We start from the raw sequence: 13,212 nt of genomic DNA, 5'->3' as shown, positions 1-13,212 counted from the left end.
GCGTCGTTCTCACTATGGTACGCAGCCCCAGGGGCTCTGAAGCAACAAACCCAGATCCTCTGCCCCATTGTCCTCTGCGCAGCACGCTGTGCGTGCAGGAGTAGGGAGCGGCGGATCGCGATCGCTGTGTGGAGAGTATGGGGAAAAAAGAAGGCGTCATCGAGGTTGAGGGTTCAGTAGTCGAATCCCTGCCGAATGCAATGTTCCGGGTCAAGCTGGAGAACGACCATGTTGTCCTGGCCACCATCTCGGGCAAGATGCGTCAGCACTACATCCGCATCCTTCCTGAGGACAGGGTGGTAGTGGAGATGAGTCCCTATGACCTCAACCGCGGTCGCATCGTCTACCGCTACAAGTAAGCAAGAGTAGGAGAACCGCCATGAAGGTTCAGCCGAGTGTCAAGCCGATCTGCTCGGACTGCAAGACCATCCGCCGCGGTGGTGTTGTCCGAGTGATCTGCAAGAACCCGCGCCACAAACAGCGCCAGGGATAACCACGACGCCGCCCCCGGCGGTGAGTGCCCCAGGCCACGGCAAACACAGCTCAATACAGATGGCAGTGCAGCTCGCATGAGCTGGCGAGCACACCTCCGGTTCCCGAAGGCCGGAGACCCGATGAGGGCGTCACCTCCGACGTCAAGGGAACGCACTGCTGAAGACCTTCGGAAGAACACAAGGAGGACTGCCGTATGGCACGTCTGGCTGGTGTCGATATCCCCGACGCGAAGCGCGCGGAGATCGCACTCACCTACATCTACGGAGTGGGCCGCACCCGCTCCCAGCAGGCACTGTCTGCTACGGGGATTGACCCCAACACCCGCGTGAAGGACCTGACTGACGAACAGCTGGTTGCCCTGCGCGACTACATCGAGGCCCACTTCACCGTGGAGGGCGACCTCCGCCGCGAGGTCTCCTCCGATATCCGCCGCAAGGTTGAGATCGGCTCCTACAAGGGCCTGCGCCACCGCCGCGGCCTGCCCGTCCGCGGTCAGCGCACCAAGACCAATGCGCGCACCCGCAAGGGCCCCAAGAAGACCGTCGCAGGCAAGAAGAAGTAGTCAGGAGTTTCCATGCCCCCCAAGACTCGAGCCGCGGCCCGCAAGCCACGCCGCCGCGCATCAAAGAACATCACCCAGGGTCAGGCGCACATCAAGTCGACCTTCAACAACACCATCGTTTCCATCACCGACACCACCGGTGCGGTCATCTCTTGGGCCTCCTCCGGCGAGGTCGGCTTCAAGGGCTCCCGCAAGTCCACCCCCTTCGCTGCGCAGATGGCCGCTGAGCAGGCCGCCAAGAAGGCACAGGACCACGGGATGAAGAAGGTCGATGTGTTCGTCAAGGGCCCCGGCTCCGGCCGCGAGACCGCCATCCGTTCGCTGCAGGCCGCAGGCCTGGAGGTCGGCTCCATCTCCGACGTCACCCCCAGCGCCCACAACGGCTGCCGCCCGCCCAAGCGCCGTCGCGTCTGACGCGGCTTCTTTCTCCAAGCCCTTCCAGGTGCCGGTGCGCACCCTCCCGCCGACTCAGGCGGGGCGTCGTCGTACCCGGTGCCGCCACTGACAAAAGAATGCGTCAAATAGCGGATGCACTCTGAAAGGAATCACCAGTGCTCATTGCACAGCGCCCCACGCTGACTGAAGAAGTCGTCTCTGACAACCGTTCCCGCTTCACCATCGAGCCGCTCGAGCCGGGCTTCGGCTACACCCTGGGCAACTCGCTGCGCCGCACCCTGCTCTCCTCGATCCCCGGTGCGGCTGTGACCAGCATCCGGATCGACGGCGTGCTCCACGAGTTCAGCACCATCACCGGTGCCAAGGAGGACGTCACCGAGCTGGTGCTCAACATCAAGAAGCTCTCCGTGTCTTCCGAGCACGATGAGCCCGTGGTCGCCTACCTCCGCAAGGAGGGCCCCGGTCCGGTCACCGCTGCCGACATCACCTCGCCGGCCGGTGTCGAGTTCCACAACCCCGAGCTGCAGCTGCTGACCCTCAACGAGGACGGCAAGCTGGACCTGGAGCTGACCATCGAGCGTGGCCGCGGCTACGTCTCGGCAGCCCTGAACAAGTTGGAGGACTCCGAGATCGGCCGGATCCCGGTGGACTCCATCTACTCCCCGGTGGCCAAGGTCAGCTACAAGGTCGAGGCTACCCGTGTGGAACAGCGCACCGACTTCGACAAGCTCACCATCGATGTCGAGGCGAAGCCTTCGATGTCCCCGCGTGATGCCCTGGCCTCGGCCGGCTCCACTCTGGTGGAGCTGTTCGGCCTGGCCAAGGAGCTGAACATCTCCGCTGAGGGCATCGAGATCGGGCCTTCCCCCACCGACGCCGCGCTGGCCGCCGATATGGCTCTGCCGATCGAGGACCTGGAGCTGACTGTGCGCTCCTACAATTGCCTCAAGCGCGAGGGCATCCACACCGTCGGCGAGCTGACCGCACGCTCTGAGGCTGATCTGATGGACATCCGGAACTTCGGTGCCAAGTCCATCGACGAGGTCAAGGAGAAGCTGGCCGAAATGAGCCTTCAGCTGAAGGACTCCCCGGAGGGCTTCGACCCGACGGCTGCCCGGTTCGCCGCTGAGGACGACGAGTACGAAGACGAGGCCGACGCCCAGTTCTCCAACTGAGCCCAGCTATAAGACATTTGGTGCTCGCTGACCCGGTGAGCGCGACCCACAAGGAGTAAGAGACCATGCCAACCCCCACTAAGGGACCGCGTCTGGGCGGCAGCCCGGCGCACGAGAAGCAGATGCTGGCGAACCTGTCCGCCAGCCTGTTCGAGCACCGCTCGATCACCACTACCGTCACCAAGGCCAAGCGGCTCCGGCCCTACGCCGAGCGGCTGATCACCCTGGCCAAGAAGGGTGACCTGGCGGCCCGCCGTCAGGTGGTGGCCAAGATCAGCGCCAACAACGCCACCAACCAGACGATTGTGCACGAGCTGTTCACCGTGATCGCTCCGGCCATGGCCGAGCGTGAGGGCGGCTATACCCGCATCACCAAGATCGGCAACCGCAAGGGCGACAACGCCCCGATGGCTGTCATCGAGCTGGTCATGGAGCCGGTTTCCCCGAAGCAGAAGGTTGTTCGCGACGCCGAGGCCGCCACCGCTGCTGCAGCGCCGGCCGAGGAGCCCGCTGAGGCTGAGGTCGAGGAGACCGAGGCAGTTGAGGCTGAGGAGACCGCGGAGGTCTCCGACGAGGCCGCCGCTGAGGCCCCCGCCGACACCGAGACTGACGAGGTGGCAGCTGAGGCCGCCGCCGAGGAGTCCGAGGACAAGTAGTCCGCAGCTTTCCTGTGAAGTGCCCCTGGTCATTTTTGGCCGGGGGCACTTTTCGCATCCGGTCCTCCAGAGGTGCAGACTGGGCTCCTCTCTGGTCTGCCATGAGCAGAACGTTACGACACTTGCACTGTATGACCGCGTCGTCGTACCCAACTGCCCATAGTTGGCTGATCTGGGGTCTGTTTTGGGCAACTGCAGACGATGCCCGGGCGATTGTGCAGTTCTGTCGTCACGTTCTGCCCAGTAGGGACAGGAGTGTGGTGCCCAGGGACCGGGGAGGCTCCGGCTAGAGTTGATCTATGCCCCGTATCCGCCTCGACCTGGCCTATGACGGCCATGCCTATAAGGGCTGGGCGCACCAGCCCGGGCTGCGCACCGTAGAGGGCGTGCTGCGTGAGGCACTGGCCACCATCATCCGCCGCGAGGTTGCTGTAGTGGTGGCCGGCCGCACTGATGCCGGGGTGCACGCCCGCGGCCAGGTGGTCCACCTGGACCTCACCGCAGAGGAGTGGGAGGCCCTGGCTCGCGGCCGGGAAGGGCTCAGCCCGCAAGCTGCTATGCTCCGCCGGCTCAACGGGGTGTTGGGGCGGCAGGAGGGCGCTGTGGTGGTGCACGGTGCCCAGGAAGTGCCCGAGAGTTTCGATGCCCGGTTCTCAGCGCTGACCCGCACCTATACCTATCGGATCGCTGACCGGCTGGCCCTGCAGGATCCGCTGCGCCGCCACGACACTGCCTGGTTGAGCCCCTCGCGCAAACACAGCGGTGCCGAGCAGCTCGATGAGCGGCTGATGGACGCTGAGGCCACCAGCGTGCTGGGCCTGCACGACTTCGGAAGCTACTGCCGGCCCCGCGAACATGCCACCACGGTCCGGGAGCTCACGGAGTTCAGAATCACCCGCGGAGAAGACGGCGTGATCACGGCCAGAATCACAGCTGATGCCTTCTGCCACCATATGGTCCGTGCCCTGATCGGGGCCTGCATCGATGTGGGGGAGGCACGACGCCGCCCCGGTTGGCTCCTCCAGCGCCTCCAGGACCCGGTGTGGGACGAGCGGGTCCGGCTGGCTCCGCCGCAGGGCTTGGTGCTGGAAGCTGTGAGCTACCCTGCTCAGGATCAGTTGGCCGCACGCGCCGAACAGACCCGCGCCCTGCGTACAGCTGGTCCCGGCGGCGGGCACGGGTCCCGCTCGCCTCTCGGCGGACTCCCGTCCGCCTTCACATCCTGAAGTCGTGGAGCGCAAGCACTCCACTCACCCATCGATGACGGCGGTCAGCTCGTCCAGGAAACCGGTGAAGTCAGTGCCCCGGCGCAGCAGGCGCTGGACTGAGTCGCGTTCGTTGAAGACCTCCACCAGCTGCTCGAAGATGGTCTGGAAAGCTTCTCGGTCCTCCTCGCTGAAAGCCACCAGCACCACGAACTGCACCCGCGACTCGCCCCAACGCAGCGAGCCATCAGCCACCCCCACGGACAACGCAGTGCGCCCGGCCGTCATCTTCAGTGCATGCGGAACAGCCAGCGCATCGGTGAACGCCGTGGAGGACAGCTGCTCCCGGGCCACTGCTCGTTCGATGTAGTCCTGGTCAATCACCCCCAGGTTCACCAGCGGCGTACCCAGCAGGCCGATCGCCTCCTCCTCGCTGCCGGCGGAAAGCGGCCGGATGAAGGCATCCGGGTGGAAGTAGTGTTCAAGCTCAGCACGCAGCCGGGCCAGCCGCAGGGAGCGGCGCCGCCGGGCGGCTGCGGCAGCGATCCGCTCAGTATCAGCATCGGTGAGGAACGGGGGCAGCAGGACCGTGCGCTCATCCGGTACCGGCGGTTCGATGGTGGTCAGCACCAGATCGGTGGTGATCGCTGACCAGTCCGGGGCCATCTCAGTCTCCACCGCCGTGACCTCCACTGACGCTCCCAGTGAGCGATCGATCCGGGAACGCAGCAGCTCATGCAGCTCGTAGTATCCGGGACAGACGATAGTGGCGCTCAGCACTGTGTCACTGCGCCTGGATCGCTCCAAGCGCCCGCCGACATGCATGGCGATATAGGCGATCTCCTCATCGCCGATGCTCAGCCCCAGCTGATCACCCACTTCGCTGGCAATCGAAACCGCCACCTGGAACACCATGGGATAGGCCGATTTCAACGAGCGCGTCAGCGGGTTCCGGGACCAGGCCTGCTCCTTGGCGCGGTGCACCAGATTCTGCACATGCAAGCTCAGCCTGCGCAGGAAGTCGGCATGGACAATGTCCACCAGGTACTCATGGGCGGCATGCTGCACCGCTCGGCTGACCACGGCTTCGATCTGCGGGTCCAGCGGAACCTCTGCGGCCCCGCCCTTCGGAGCTACAGCACGGGTGAGCACCAGGGAGGCCAGATGATGCAGGTCACCAGCACCCATTCGGGTGCCGAAGTGCCGGCGGGTGAGCTGGTCCAATAGCTGAGCAACCTGCTCCTGCTGGGGTGAGGGGTCCACATGCGTACCGGTCAGCGGGCGGCTGTGGGCGACCCGGTCCGCGGCGATCGCCACATGCAGGATCACATCGGAGACCGCCAGTTCGTTGACGTAGAAGCCCTGTTCCCCCAGCTGGGCGGCCAGCTCCTGCTTGAACGGGGCGAAGGCGGCAGGACTGATGGACTCCAACCCGGCAGTCTGGCGCAGAGCAGCCAGGTCAGAGAACCCGTTCTCCATCTCCTCATGCGCCAGTCTGGAAACCAGGCGGCGCTGGGAGAGCTCATCACCCACCAGCAGCACCCGGGGTCCGGAGCGCTGGAGCTTCAGCCCGTTGCCACTGATCAGGTCCCGCACCCGAACCAGATCAGCCTCCACTGTGGCTGCTGAGACATGCAGTCTGTCAGCGGTGCGGTGGATGTCGATCCCGGCGGGTGCCTCCAGAAGCTCCCGGACCAGTGAGTGTAAGCGGTCCTGCGGGGTGGCGCTCTCAGCCTCTCGGCGCAGTCCGGCCAGCACGCTCCGGTCTGCCCGGTAGCCGGAGGGGCCGGACTCCACAGCAGTGGCCGGGGCGCTGCGGGCATTCAGCGCTGCAATATAGGACCGCACGCTGCGTGGGGTCACCCCCAGCGCATCGGCCAGGGCGGCGGCAGGAGTCCACCCCTCGGCGCGCAGCAGAAGGCTGGCCAGCTGCTCCGGACGCCTGCGCATGTCACTCACCCTATGGCACCGCGCCACTTTTTCCGCGGGGGCGGAAACAACTCTGGTCCTGAGGAGGTATCTATGTGGGCCGGGTCACGGGACAATCGAGTAAACATATCTGTCAACTGGAAGGCAATACCATGTCAGCTACCCGCACTGTGACCGTCGCCTCCTCGCAGGGTCTGCATGCCCGGCCCGCCAAGCTCTTCGTCGAGGCAGCCCAGGGCACCGGCGCCCAGGTGAGCATCGCCAAGGGGGATAAGTCCGTCAACGCCGCCTCAATCCTCGGTGTGATGTCCCTGGGTGTGGAGAAGGGCGATGAAGTCCTGCTCAGCGCTGAGGGGGATGGCGTCGAGGCCGCCCTGGACACTCTCGAAGAGTTCCTCAAGACCGATCACGACGAAGCCTGAGCCCGCCATGTCATATGACGCCCAGTCCGCGATGAAGGGGACCGGGATCGGACAGGGGATCGCGCTGGGCCCGGTGGCCCGGATGTCCCCGCCGCCCGCGGCACCCAAGGACGAATCCAGCACGCTGAGCCGGGAGCAGGAGGCCGCCCGGGTCGAAGCGGCAATACAGGCCGTGGCAGCCGACCTCACCGCCCGTGGGCAGAGCGCCGGCGGCCAGGCCCAGGAGGTGCTGGAGGCACAGGCCATGATGGCCCAGGACCCCTCCGTGACTGAGGCCGTGGATGCCGAGCTCGCCGCCGGCAAGACTGCCGAGTACGCCGTGCACACTGCCTTCGCAGAGGTTGCCGAGCAGCTTGCCGCCCTCGGCGGCTACCTCGGTGAGCGGGCGGCTGACCTGCATGATGTCTCCGCCCGGGTGGTTGCGGCACTGCGCGGCGAACCCGCCCCCGGAGTGCCTGACCCCGGGCACCCCTTTGTGCTGGTGGCCCAGGACCTGGCCCCAGCCGATACTGCCCTGCTTGACCTCAACCATGTGCTGGCCCTGGTCACCATCGAAGGCGGACCCACCAGCCACACCGCGATCCTTGCCCGGAGCAAAGGCATCACCGCCGTGGTCGGGGTCGAGGCCGCAGCCGGACTTGCCGACGGTGATGAGGTGATCGTCGACGCCGCCCACTCCACAGTTCTTCTCGCCCCCTCCCAGCAGCAGAAGGACGAGGCCGCCGCACGCGTCGAAGCCCGAAAGGCCGCCCAGGCTGCTCCCATCACTGAGGGTGCACTGGCCGATGGCACTCCGGTGCCGCTGCTGGCCAATCTGGGTAGCCCGGACAACGCCGCCGAGGCGGTGCAGCTGGGTGCCGAGGGGGTGGGCCTGTTCCGCACCGAGTTCCTGTTCCTCTCCTCAGAGACTGCGCCCAGTGTCGCGGAGCAGCGTGAGTCTTACACCACTCTGCTGCAGGCCTTCCCCGGCAAGAAAGTCGTTGTGCGCGCCCTGGACGCCGGAGCCGATAAGCCGCTGCCTTTCCTCAATGACGCCGAGGAGGAGAACCCGGCCCTGGGCCTGCGCGGGCTGCGCGCCCTGCTGGCCAACGAGGAGATCCTGCGGGATCAGCTCAGCGCCCTCGCCGAGGCTCAGGAGGCCACTGAGGCGGACCTGTGGGTGATGGCTCCGATGGTCTCCACTGTGGAGGAGGCTGAGATCTTCTCCCGGTTCGCACGCCAGCACGGGCTGAAGACTGCCGGGGTCATGGTGGAGGTGCCCTCCTCCGCACTGTTGGCTGAGCAGATCCTGCAGATCAGCGACTTCGCCTCCATCGGCACCAACGACCTCACCCAGTACACGATGGCCGCCGACCGTCTGCTTGGCTCGGTGTCCGGCCTGCAGGACCCCTGGCACCCCGCCGTATTGAGGCTGGTCCGCGAGGTCGGTGCTGCTGGTGCTGCCACCGGCAAGCCGGTGGGCGTCTGCGGCGAGGCCGCCGCCGACCCCCTTCTTGCGGTGGTCCTGGTCGGCCTGGGAGTCAGCACACTCTCCATGGCTCCGGCCGCTCTGGCTGACGTCCGTGCCGAGCTGCTGCGCCACACCAAGGAGCAGGCCGAGGCGATCGCCGCGGCTGCGCTCACTGCCCCAGACGCCGCCGGGGCACGCGAGGCCGCCCGCACCGCGGCCGCATCCCACTCCCCTGAATGAGAAAGAGCAGCACTATGACAACGACGACGACGTCACCCCAGTCAGCCCCCGCGGCTGAGAAACAGCCCGGAAGCCTCCGGGTGGGGGTCCAGAAGTTCGGATCCTTCCTCTCCGGGATGGTCATGCCGGTCATCCCGGCCCTGATCGCCTGGGGCATCATCACCGCCGTGGTGGTCAACATCCAGGAGTTCTACGGTGATTGGACTCCGGCTGACGCCCTGGGCGAGACCATCGGCCCGATGATCCACTACCTGCTTCCGGTGCTGATCTCCGTGCAGGGCGGCATGATGGTCTACCAGATGCGCGGGGCTGTGGTCGGCGCTGTGGCCACATTCGGCACTATTGCGGGCTCGGACTATCTGCTCGGTGATGCGGGTATCCACATGTTCATCGGCGCGATGATCATGGGCCCGCTCTCCGCCTGGGTGATGAAGAAGCTCGACGCTCTCTGGGAGGGCAAGATCAAGGCCGGCTTCGAGATGCTGGTCAACATGTTCTCCGCCGGAATCCTGGCGTTCAGCATGGCTGTGGTTGGCTTCTTTGCGCTGGCCCCGCCCATCAACTGGCTGATGGAGGTCCTCGGCAACGCCGTGCGCTTCCTGGTGGACTCCGGGCTGCTGCCGCTGACCTCGCTGCTGATCGAACCGGCTAAGGTCTTCTTCCTCAACAACGCCATCAACCATGGCGTGCTGACCCCGCTGGGCACCAACGAGGCCGCAGGCGAGGCCGGCAAGTCCATCCTCTTCCTCCTCGAGGCCAACCCCGGCCCGGGTCTGGGTGTGCTGCTGGCCTTCACCATCTTCGGCGTAGGAGCAGCCAGGGCCACCGCCCCCGGGGCCGCGCTGATCCACTTCGTCGGCGGCATCCATGAGGTCTACTTCCCCTATGTCCTGATGAAGCCGGCCCTGTTGCTGGCGGTGATCGGCGGCGGCACCACCGGTGTGACCACCAACATGATCTTCGAGGCCGGGCTGCGCGCACCCGCTGCACCCGGTTCGATCATCGCCATCGCCATCCAGACCGCCTCCGACAGCTACCTCGGGGTCATCCTCTCTGTGGTGTTCTCCGCGGCAGTCTCCTTCGCCATCGCCGCAGTGATCCTGCTTGCCTCCCGCCGGCGGGACATGGAGGCCGATGACCAGTTCTCCGCGGCCATCGCCAAGACCGAGGCTGCCAAGGGCAAGAAGTCCGCCCACCTTTCCAGCCTGGCAGCCGGGGCCGCCAACCTCCCGGCCGCCGCGGCCGGGAGGATCTCCACTATCTATTTCGCCTGCGACGCCGGTATGGGCTCCTCCGCGATGGGTGCCTCAGTGCTGCGCAAGAAACTGGCTGCGGCAGGCATCGAGGATGTCCACGTCACCAATAAGTCCATTGCGGCACTGCCCGGGGATGCCGACCTGGTCATCACCCAGCAGACTCTCACAGACCGGGCCCGGCCCAAGGAGCCGGAGGCCATCCATGTCTCGGTGGACAACTTCATGAACGCCCCGGAGTATGACGAGGTCGTAGAGCTGGTGAAGACCAGCGGCCAGAACAACGACGACGCAGCGACGCTGACCTCTGCCCCCGCCGGCGGGGGGACCGCCACCGCCACTGCCGCGAAGACCGCGGTGCTGACCCAGGACCGGATCCGCATCCACTCCGGAGCCGCCTCCCAGGACCAGGCGCTGGCTGAGGCCAACGAGATCCTGGTCTCCGCCGGTGCGGTGACCGAGGACTACCTGCAGGCCATGCGGGACCGCGAGGCCACCGTCTCCACGTTCATGGGCAACGAGCTGGCCATCCCGCACGGCACCAACGAGGCCAAGGGATCCATCCGGGCCAGTGCGCTCTCGGTGGTCCGTTATGACGGCGGGGTGGACTGGTCCGGGGACCAGGTGAGCTTTGTGATCGGCATCGCCGGAGTGGGGGATGAGCATCTGCAGATCCTCGCCAGAATTGCCGAGCTCTTCGCCGACGAGGCCAAGGTGGCGGAGCTGAAGGCCGCCTCCAGTGAGCAGGAGCTGTTCGACAGACTCAACGCGGTGAACGGCTGATCAAAAATCCCGTAGCGAAACTGTGGGAATGACCCCGGAAACCGGGGGAGTTCCCACAGTTTCGCTACAGAATCCTCAAAAAGAGAGGCTCCTATGAAGGCTGTCCACTTCGGCGCCGGGAACATCGGCCGCGGATTCGTCGGCGTGCTGCTGCATGCCGGCGGCTATGAGCTGGTGTTCTCCGACGTCGCCGCCCCGCTGGTCGAGGCGATCAACGCCGCAGACTCCTACATCGTCCACGAGGCCGGCGCCGGCGGCCAGGACCGTGAGGTCACCGGCTTTCGGGCGGTCAACTCGGCCACAAACCCCGACGGCGTGGCCGCCGAGGTCGCCTCAGCCGAGGTGGTCACCACTGCGGTGGGCCCCACCATTCTGAAGTTCATCGCCCCCCATGTGCTGGCCGGGCTGCACCAGCGTCCCGCTGAGGCGCAGCCGCTGCAGGTGATGGCCTGCGAGAACGCGGTGGGGGCCACGGACACCCTGAAGGCTGAGATCCAGGGCCTGGCCGGCCCGGACTGGGACCAGCTGCAGCACCGGGCGGTCTTCGCCAATACGGCCGTGGACCGGATCGTCCCGGGCCAGGCTACCTCGATCGGCATCGATGTCACCGTGGAACCCTTCTACGAGTGGGCCATCGAATCCGGGCCCTTCGGAGATGAGCTGCCGCATATCCCCGGGGCCCACTTCGTGGAGGATCTCGGCCCCTATATCGAGCGCAAGCTGTTCACCGTCAACACGGGGCATGCCACCGCCGCTTACCTGGGCCATGCCGCCGGACTGGACACCATCGCCGCAGCCCTGGCCGATCCCTCCGTGCATGCCGGGGTGCAGGCTGCCCTTGAGGAGACCTCCGCCCTGCTGGTGGCCAAGCACGGCTTCAGCAACCAGGAGATGACTGACTACCGGCGGACCATCCTAGAGCGGTTCCGCAACCCCTCGCTGCCGGACACTACGGCCAGGGTGGGCCGCCAACCGCTGCGCAAGCTCTCCGCAGCAGAGCGGTTCATCAGCCCGGCCGCCCAGGCCGCCGAGCGGGGCCTGCCGGTAACCGGGCTGCTCAGAGCCATCGGAGCTGCACTGCAGTTCGACCTCCCCGAGGACGACCAGTCGGTGCAGCTGCAGCAGAAGCTGACCCAGATCCGCAGTGGCGAACTCACCGCAGCAGAGTTCACCGCAGCGGTGACCGGACTGACCCAGGAGCACCCGCTGTTCGCCCAGGTGGTCCGGGTGGTGGCCCGGCAGACCAACTGAGCCTGCCCTGCGGAGCCAGGATTGGCGGCGTCGTACTCCACCGGGTATAGTTGGCTGCTGTTGTGCGTGTCCAGCCCTGCCTGGATTCGTGTCGAGGCGGTCCAGTTGCATGGCCACGAAGCCTCCACGGACCTCGCGGGAGACAACGGGCCCCGAATCATCCCGGCCCTCACCCGGGAATCGGGCAGCGTGCTAGCAAGTAAGACAGTGCATCACGCGCGTCACGGCAGTGCATCTCACACTCTGCCGCCGATGCTGTGTGAACCGTAGAACATCGACCGTAAGGCATACCAACCGTGCGTACGTACACCCCTAAAGAAGGCGACGCCGACCCGCAGTGGCACATCATTGACGCCACTGATGTGGTGCTCGGCCGTCTGGCCACCCACGCAGCCCAGCTGCTGCGCGGCAAGCACAAGCCGACTTTCGCCCCCCACCAGGACATGGGCGACTTCGTCATCATCATCAATGCGGAGAAGGTCGCCGTCACCGGCGATAAGGCCGCCAAGAAGACCTACTACCGCCACTCCGGGTTCCCGGGCGGCATCAAGTCCATCACGTTCCAGCAGATGGTGGAGCGCTACCCCACCCGAGCAGTGGAGCAGGCCGTCAAGGGCATGCTTCCGCACAATAAGCTCGGCGCCGCACAGCTGAAGAAGCTGCGCGTCTATGCAGGCAGCGAGCACCCGCACGCCGCCCAGCAGCCCAAGCCGTTCGAGATCGCCCAGGTTGCCCAGTAACTCGGGCTGCGACACTCTAGAAGACTTTTAGGAGAACCGTGGCTCAGAACACTGAAGAGCTTACAACTGAAGACACTGCCACCGAGGAGCTGACCAGCTACACCTCGGAGTCCACCCCGGAGACTGAGGACGCCGCAACTGCGGACCGTGCCCCGCTCACCGTGCCTGGTGCCGCCATCGGCCGCCGCAAGCGCGCCCGCGCCCGGGTCCGGATTGTTCCCGGCACCGGCAAGTGGACCATCAATGGCCGCAGCCTGGAGGACTACTTCCCCAATAAGCTGCACCAGCAGGAGGTCAACGATCCCTTCACGCTGCTGGGCCTCTCCGGCAGCTATGACGTGGTTGCCCGGATCGACGGCGGTGGCCCCTCCGGCCAGGCCGGAGCCCTGCGCCTGGGCATCTCCCGGGCACTGAACGGCATCGACCGCGACCACAACCGCCCGGCGCTGAAGAAGGCAGGCTTCCTGACCCGCGACGCCCGTGCAGTGGAGCGTAAGAAGGCCGGCCTGAAGAAGGCCCGCAAGGCTCCGCAGTACTCCAAGCGGTGATTTTCCGCGCCCCTACGCGGCTGCGCCGCACAGGGCCCTAAGCGCGGAAAATCCAAGTTCCACCTGCGGTGGGCACGGCATCCGCTTCGCGGATCACTCCCGCGCCC

14 protein-coding genes are annotated in these 13,212 nt (G+C 66.1%); 13 read left to right on the top strand and 1 reads right to left on the bottom strand.

All coding sequences use genetic code 11. The features are described 5' to 3' along the window. The first annotated feature begins 137 nt into the window (after window positions 1–137). From infA to truA, 7 genes are all read left to right on the top strand, one after another. Window positions 138–359 (top strand): translation initiation factor IF-1, encoded by a 222-nt coding sequence (gene infA / locus GNZ21_RS09110; RefSeq protein ID WP_157323505.1) that lies wholly within the window; start codon window positions 138–140, stop codon window positions 357–359. Window positions 360–379: 20 nt separating this feature from the next. Continuing rightward, window positions 380–493, top strand: coding sequence for a 50S ribosomal protein L36 (rpmJ, locus tag GNZ21_RS09105; RefSeq protein ID WP_044493916.1), 114 nt, complete (start codon window positions 380–382; stop codon window positions 491–493). A gap of 195 nt (window positions 494–688) precedes the next feature. Next, complete coding sequence (gene rpsM, locus GNZ21_RS09100; RefSeq protein ID WP_157323503.1) at window positions 689–1,057, top strand: 30S ribosomal protein S13; 369 nt, start codon at window positions 689–691, stop codon at window positions 1,055–1,057. Between the two features lie 12 nt (window positions 1,058–1,069). Further along, window positions 1,070–1,471, top strand: coding sequence for a 30S ribosomal protein S11 (gene rpsK, locus GNZ21_RS09095; protein ID WP_150460956.1), 402 nt, complete (start codon window positions 1,070–1,072; stop codon window positions 1,469–1,471). Window positions 1,472–1,608: 137 nt separating this feature from the next. Further along, window positions 1,609–2,628 (top strand): DNA-directed RNA polymerase subunit alpha, encoded by a 1,020-nt coding sequence (locus GNZ21_RS09090; protein WP_188503425.1) that lies wholly within the window; start codon window positions 1,609–1,611, stop codon window positions 2,626–2,628. A gap of 65 nt (window positions 2,629–2,693) precedes the next feature. Beyond that, on the top strand, window positions 2,694–3,284 hold the full coding sequence (rplQ, locus tag GNZ21_RS09085; protein ID WP_157323501.1) for a 50S ribosomal protein L17: 591 nt from the start codon (window positions 2,694–2,696) through the stop codon (window positions 3,282–3,284). A 299-nt stretch (window positions 3,285–3,583) separates the two neighbouring features. Continuing rightward, window positions 3,584–4,510 carry a tRNA pseudouridine(38-40) synthase TruA gene (gene truA / locus GNZ21_RS09080; protein WP_157323499.1) on the top strand — a complete coding sequence of 309 codons (927 nt, stop codon included), beginning with the start codon at window positions 3,584–3,586 and terminating at the stop codon, window positions 4,508–4,510. A gap of 24 nt (window positions 4,511–4,534) precedes the next feature. Here truA and GNZ21_RS09075 read toward each other — a convergent pair whose 3' ends face one another. After that, the gene (locus GNZ21_RS09075) at window positions 4,535–6,439 is read right to left on the bottom strand and encodes a BglG family transcription antiterminator (protein WP_157323496.1); all 1,905 of its coding nucleotides are present in this window, start codon (window positions 6,437–6,439) and stop codon (window positions 4,535–4,537) included. Between the two features lie 131 nt (window positions 6,440–6,570). Here GNZ21_RS09075 and GNZ21_RS09070 point away from each other — a divergent pair, with 131 nt between their 5' ends. From GNZ21_RS09070 to rpsI, 6 genes are all read left to right on the top strand, one after another. After that, entirely contained in the window at window positions 6,571–6,840 is a 270-nt protein-coding gene (locus GNZ21_RS09070; protein WP_157323494.1) for an HPr family phosphocarrier protein, read from the top strand. Between the two features lie 7 nt (window positions 6,841–6,847). Then, window positions 6,848–8,530, top strand: a complete 1,683-nt coding sequence (gene ptsP, locus GNZ21_RS09065; protein WP_157323492.1) for a phosphoenolpyruvate--protein phosphotransferase — start codon at window positions 6,848–6,850, stop codon at window positions 8,528–8,530. A 14-nt stretch (window positions 8,531–8,544) separates the two neighbouring features. Then, a complete protein-coding gene (locus tag GNZ21_RS09060; protein ID WP_157323632.1) occupies window positions 8,545–10,566 on the top strand; it encodes a PTS mannitol transporter subunit IICBA in 2,022 nt (673 codons plus the stop codon). 93 nt (window positions 10,567–10,659) lie between these two features. Next, the gene (locus GNZ21_RS09055) at window positions 10,660–11,817 is read left to right on the top strand and encodes a mannitol-1-phosphate 5-dehydrogenase (protein WP_157323490.1); all 1,158 of its coding nucleotides are present in this window, start codon (window positions 10,660–10,662) and stop codon (window positions 11,815–11,817) included. 296 nt (window positions 11,818–12,113) lie between these two features. Then, a complete protein-coding gene (gene rplM / locus GNZ21_RS09050; protein ID WP_188503426.1) occupies window positions 12,114–12,557 on the top strand; it encodes a 50S ribosomal protein L13 in 444 nt (147 codons plus the stop codon). A 38-nt stretch (window positions 12,558–12,595) separates the two neighbouring features. Continuing rightward, window positions 12,596–13,105 carry a 30S ribosomal protein S9 gene (rpsI, locus tag GNZ21_RS09045; protein ID WP_188503427.1) on the top strand — a complete coding sequence of 170 codons (510 nt, stop codon included), beginning with the start codon at window positions 12,596–12,598 and terminating at the stop codon, window positions 13,103–13,105. The last annotated feature ends 107 nt before the right edge of the window (window positions 13,106–13,212 follow it).

Source organism: Nesterenkonia alkaliphila (assembly GCF_009758175.1).
GTDB lineage: Bacteria > Actinomycetota > Actinomycetes > Actinomycetales > Micrococcaceae > Nesterenkonia > Nesterenkonia alkaliphila.
The sequence above is the reverse complement of the archived record's forward strand: the minus strand, read 5'-3'. Positions and strand labels throughout refer to the sequence as shown.

Bases quoted from the DNA above. Each gene is read 5' to 3' on its own strand.
- infA (WP_157323505.1), top strand. From the start codon at position 138: ATGGGGAAAAAAGAAGGCGTCATCGAGGTTGAGGGTTCAGTAGTCGAA.
- rpmJ (WP_044493916.1), top strand. From the start codon at position 380: ATGAAGGTTCAGCCGAGTGTCAAGCCGATCTGCTCGGACTGCAAGACC.
- rpsM (WP_157323503.1), top strand. From the start codon at position 689: ATGGCACGTCTGGCTGGTGTCGATATCCCCGACGCGAAGCGCGCGGAG.
- rpsK (WP_150460956.1), top strand. From the start codon at position 1,070: ATGCCCCCCAAGACTCGAGCCGCGGCCCGCAAGCCACGCCGCCGCGCA.
- rplQ (WP_157323501.1), top strand. From the start codon at position 2,694: ATGCCAACCCCCACTAAGGGACCGCGTCTGGGCGGCAGCCCGGCGCAC.
- truA (WP_157323499.1), top strand. From the start codon at position 3,584: ATGCCCCGTATCCGCCTCGACCTGGCCTATGACGGCCATGCCTATAAG.
- GNZ21_RS09075 (WP_157323496.1), bottom strand. From the start codon at position 6,439: ATGCGCAGGCGTCCGGAGCAGCTGGCCAGCCTTCTGCTGCGCGCCGAG.
- GNZ21_RS09070 (WP_157323494.1), top strand. From the start codon at position 6,571: ATGTCAGCTACCCGCACTGTGACCGTCGCCTCCTCGCAGGGTCTGCAT.
- ptsP (WP_157323492.1), top strand. From the start codon at position 6,848: ATGTCATATGACGCCCAGTCCGCGATGAAGGGGACCGGGATCGGACAG.
- GNZ21_RS09060 (WP_157323632.1), top strand. From the start codon at position 8,545: ATGACAACGACGACGACGTCACCCCAGTCAGCCCCCGCGGCTGAGAAA.
- GNZ21_RS09055 (WP_157323490.1), top strand. From the start codon at position 10,660: ATGAAGGCTGTCCACTTCGGCGCCGGGAACATCGGCCGCGGATTCGTC.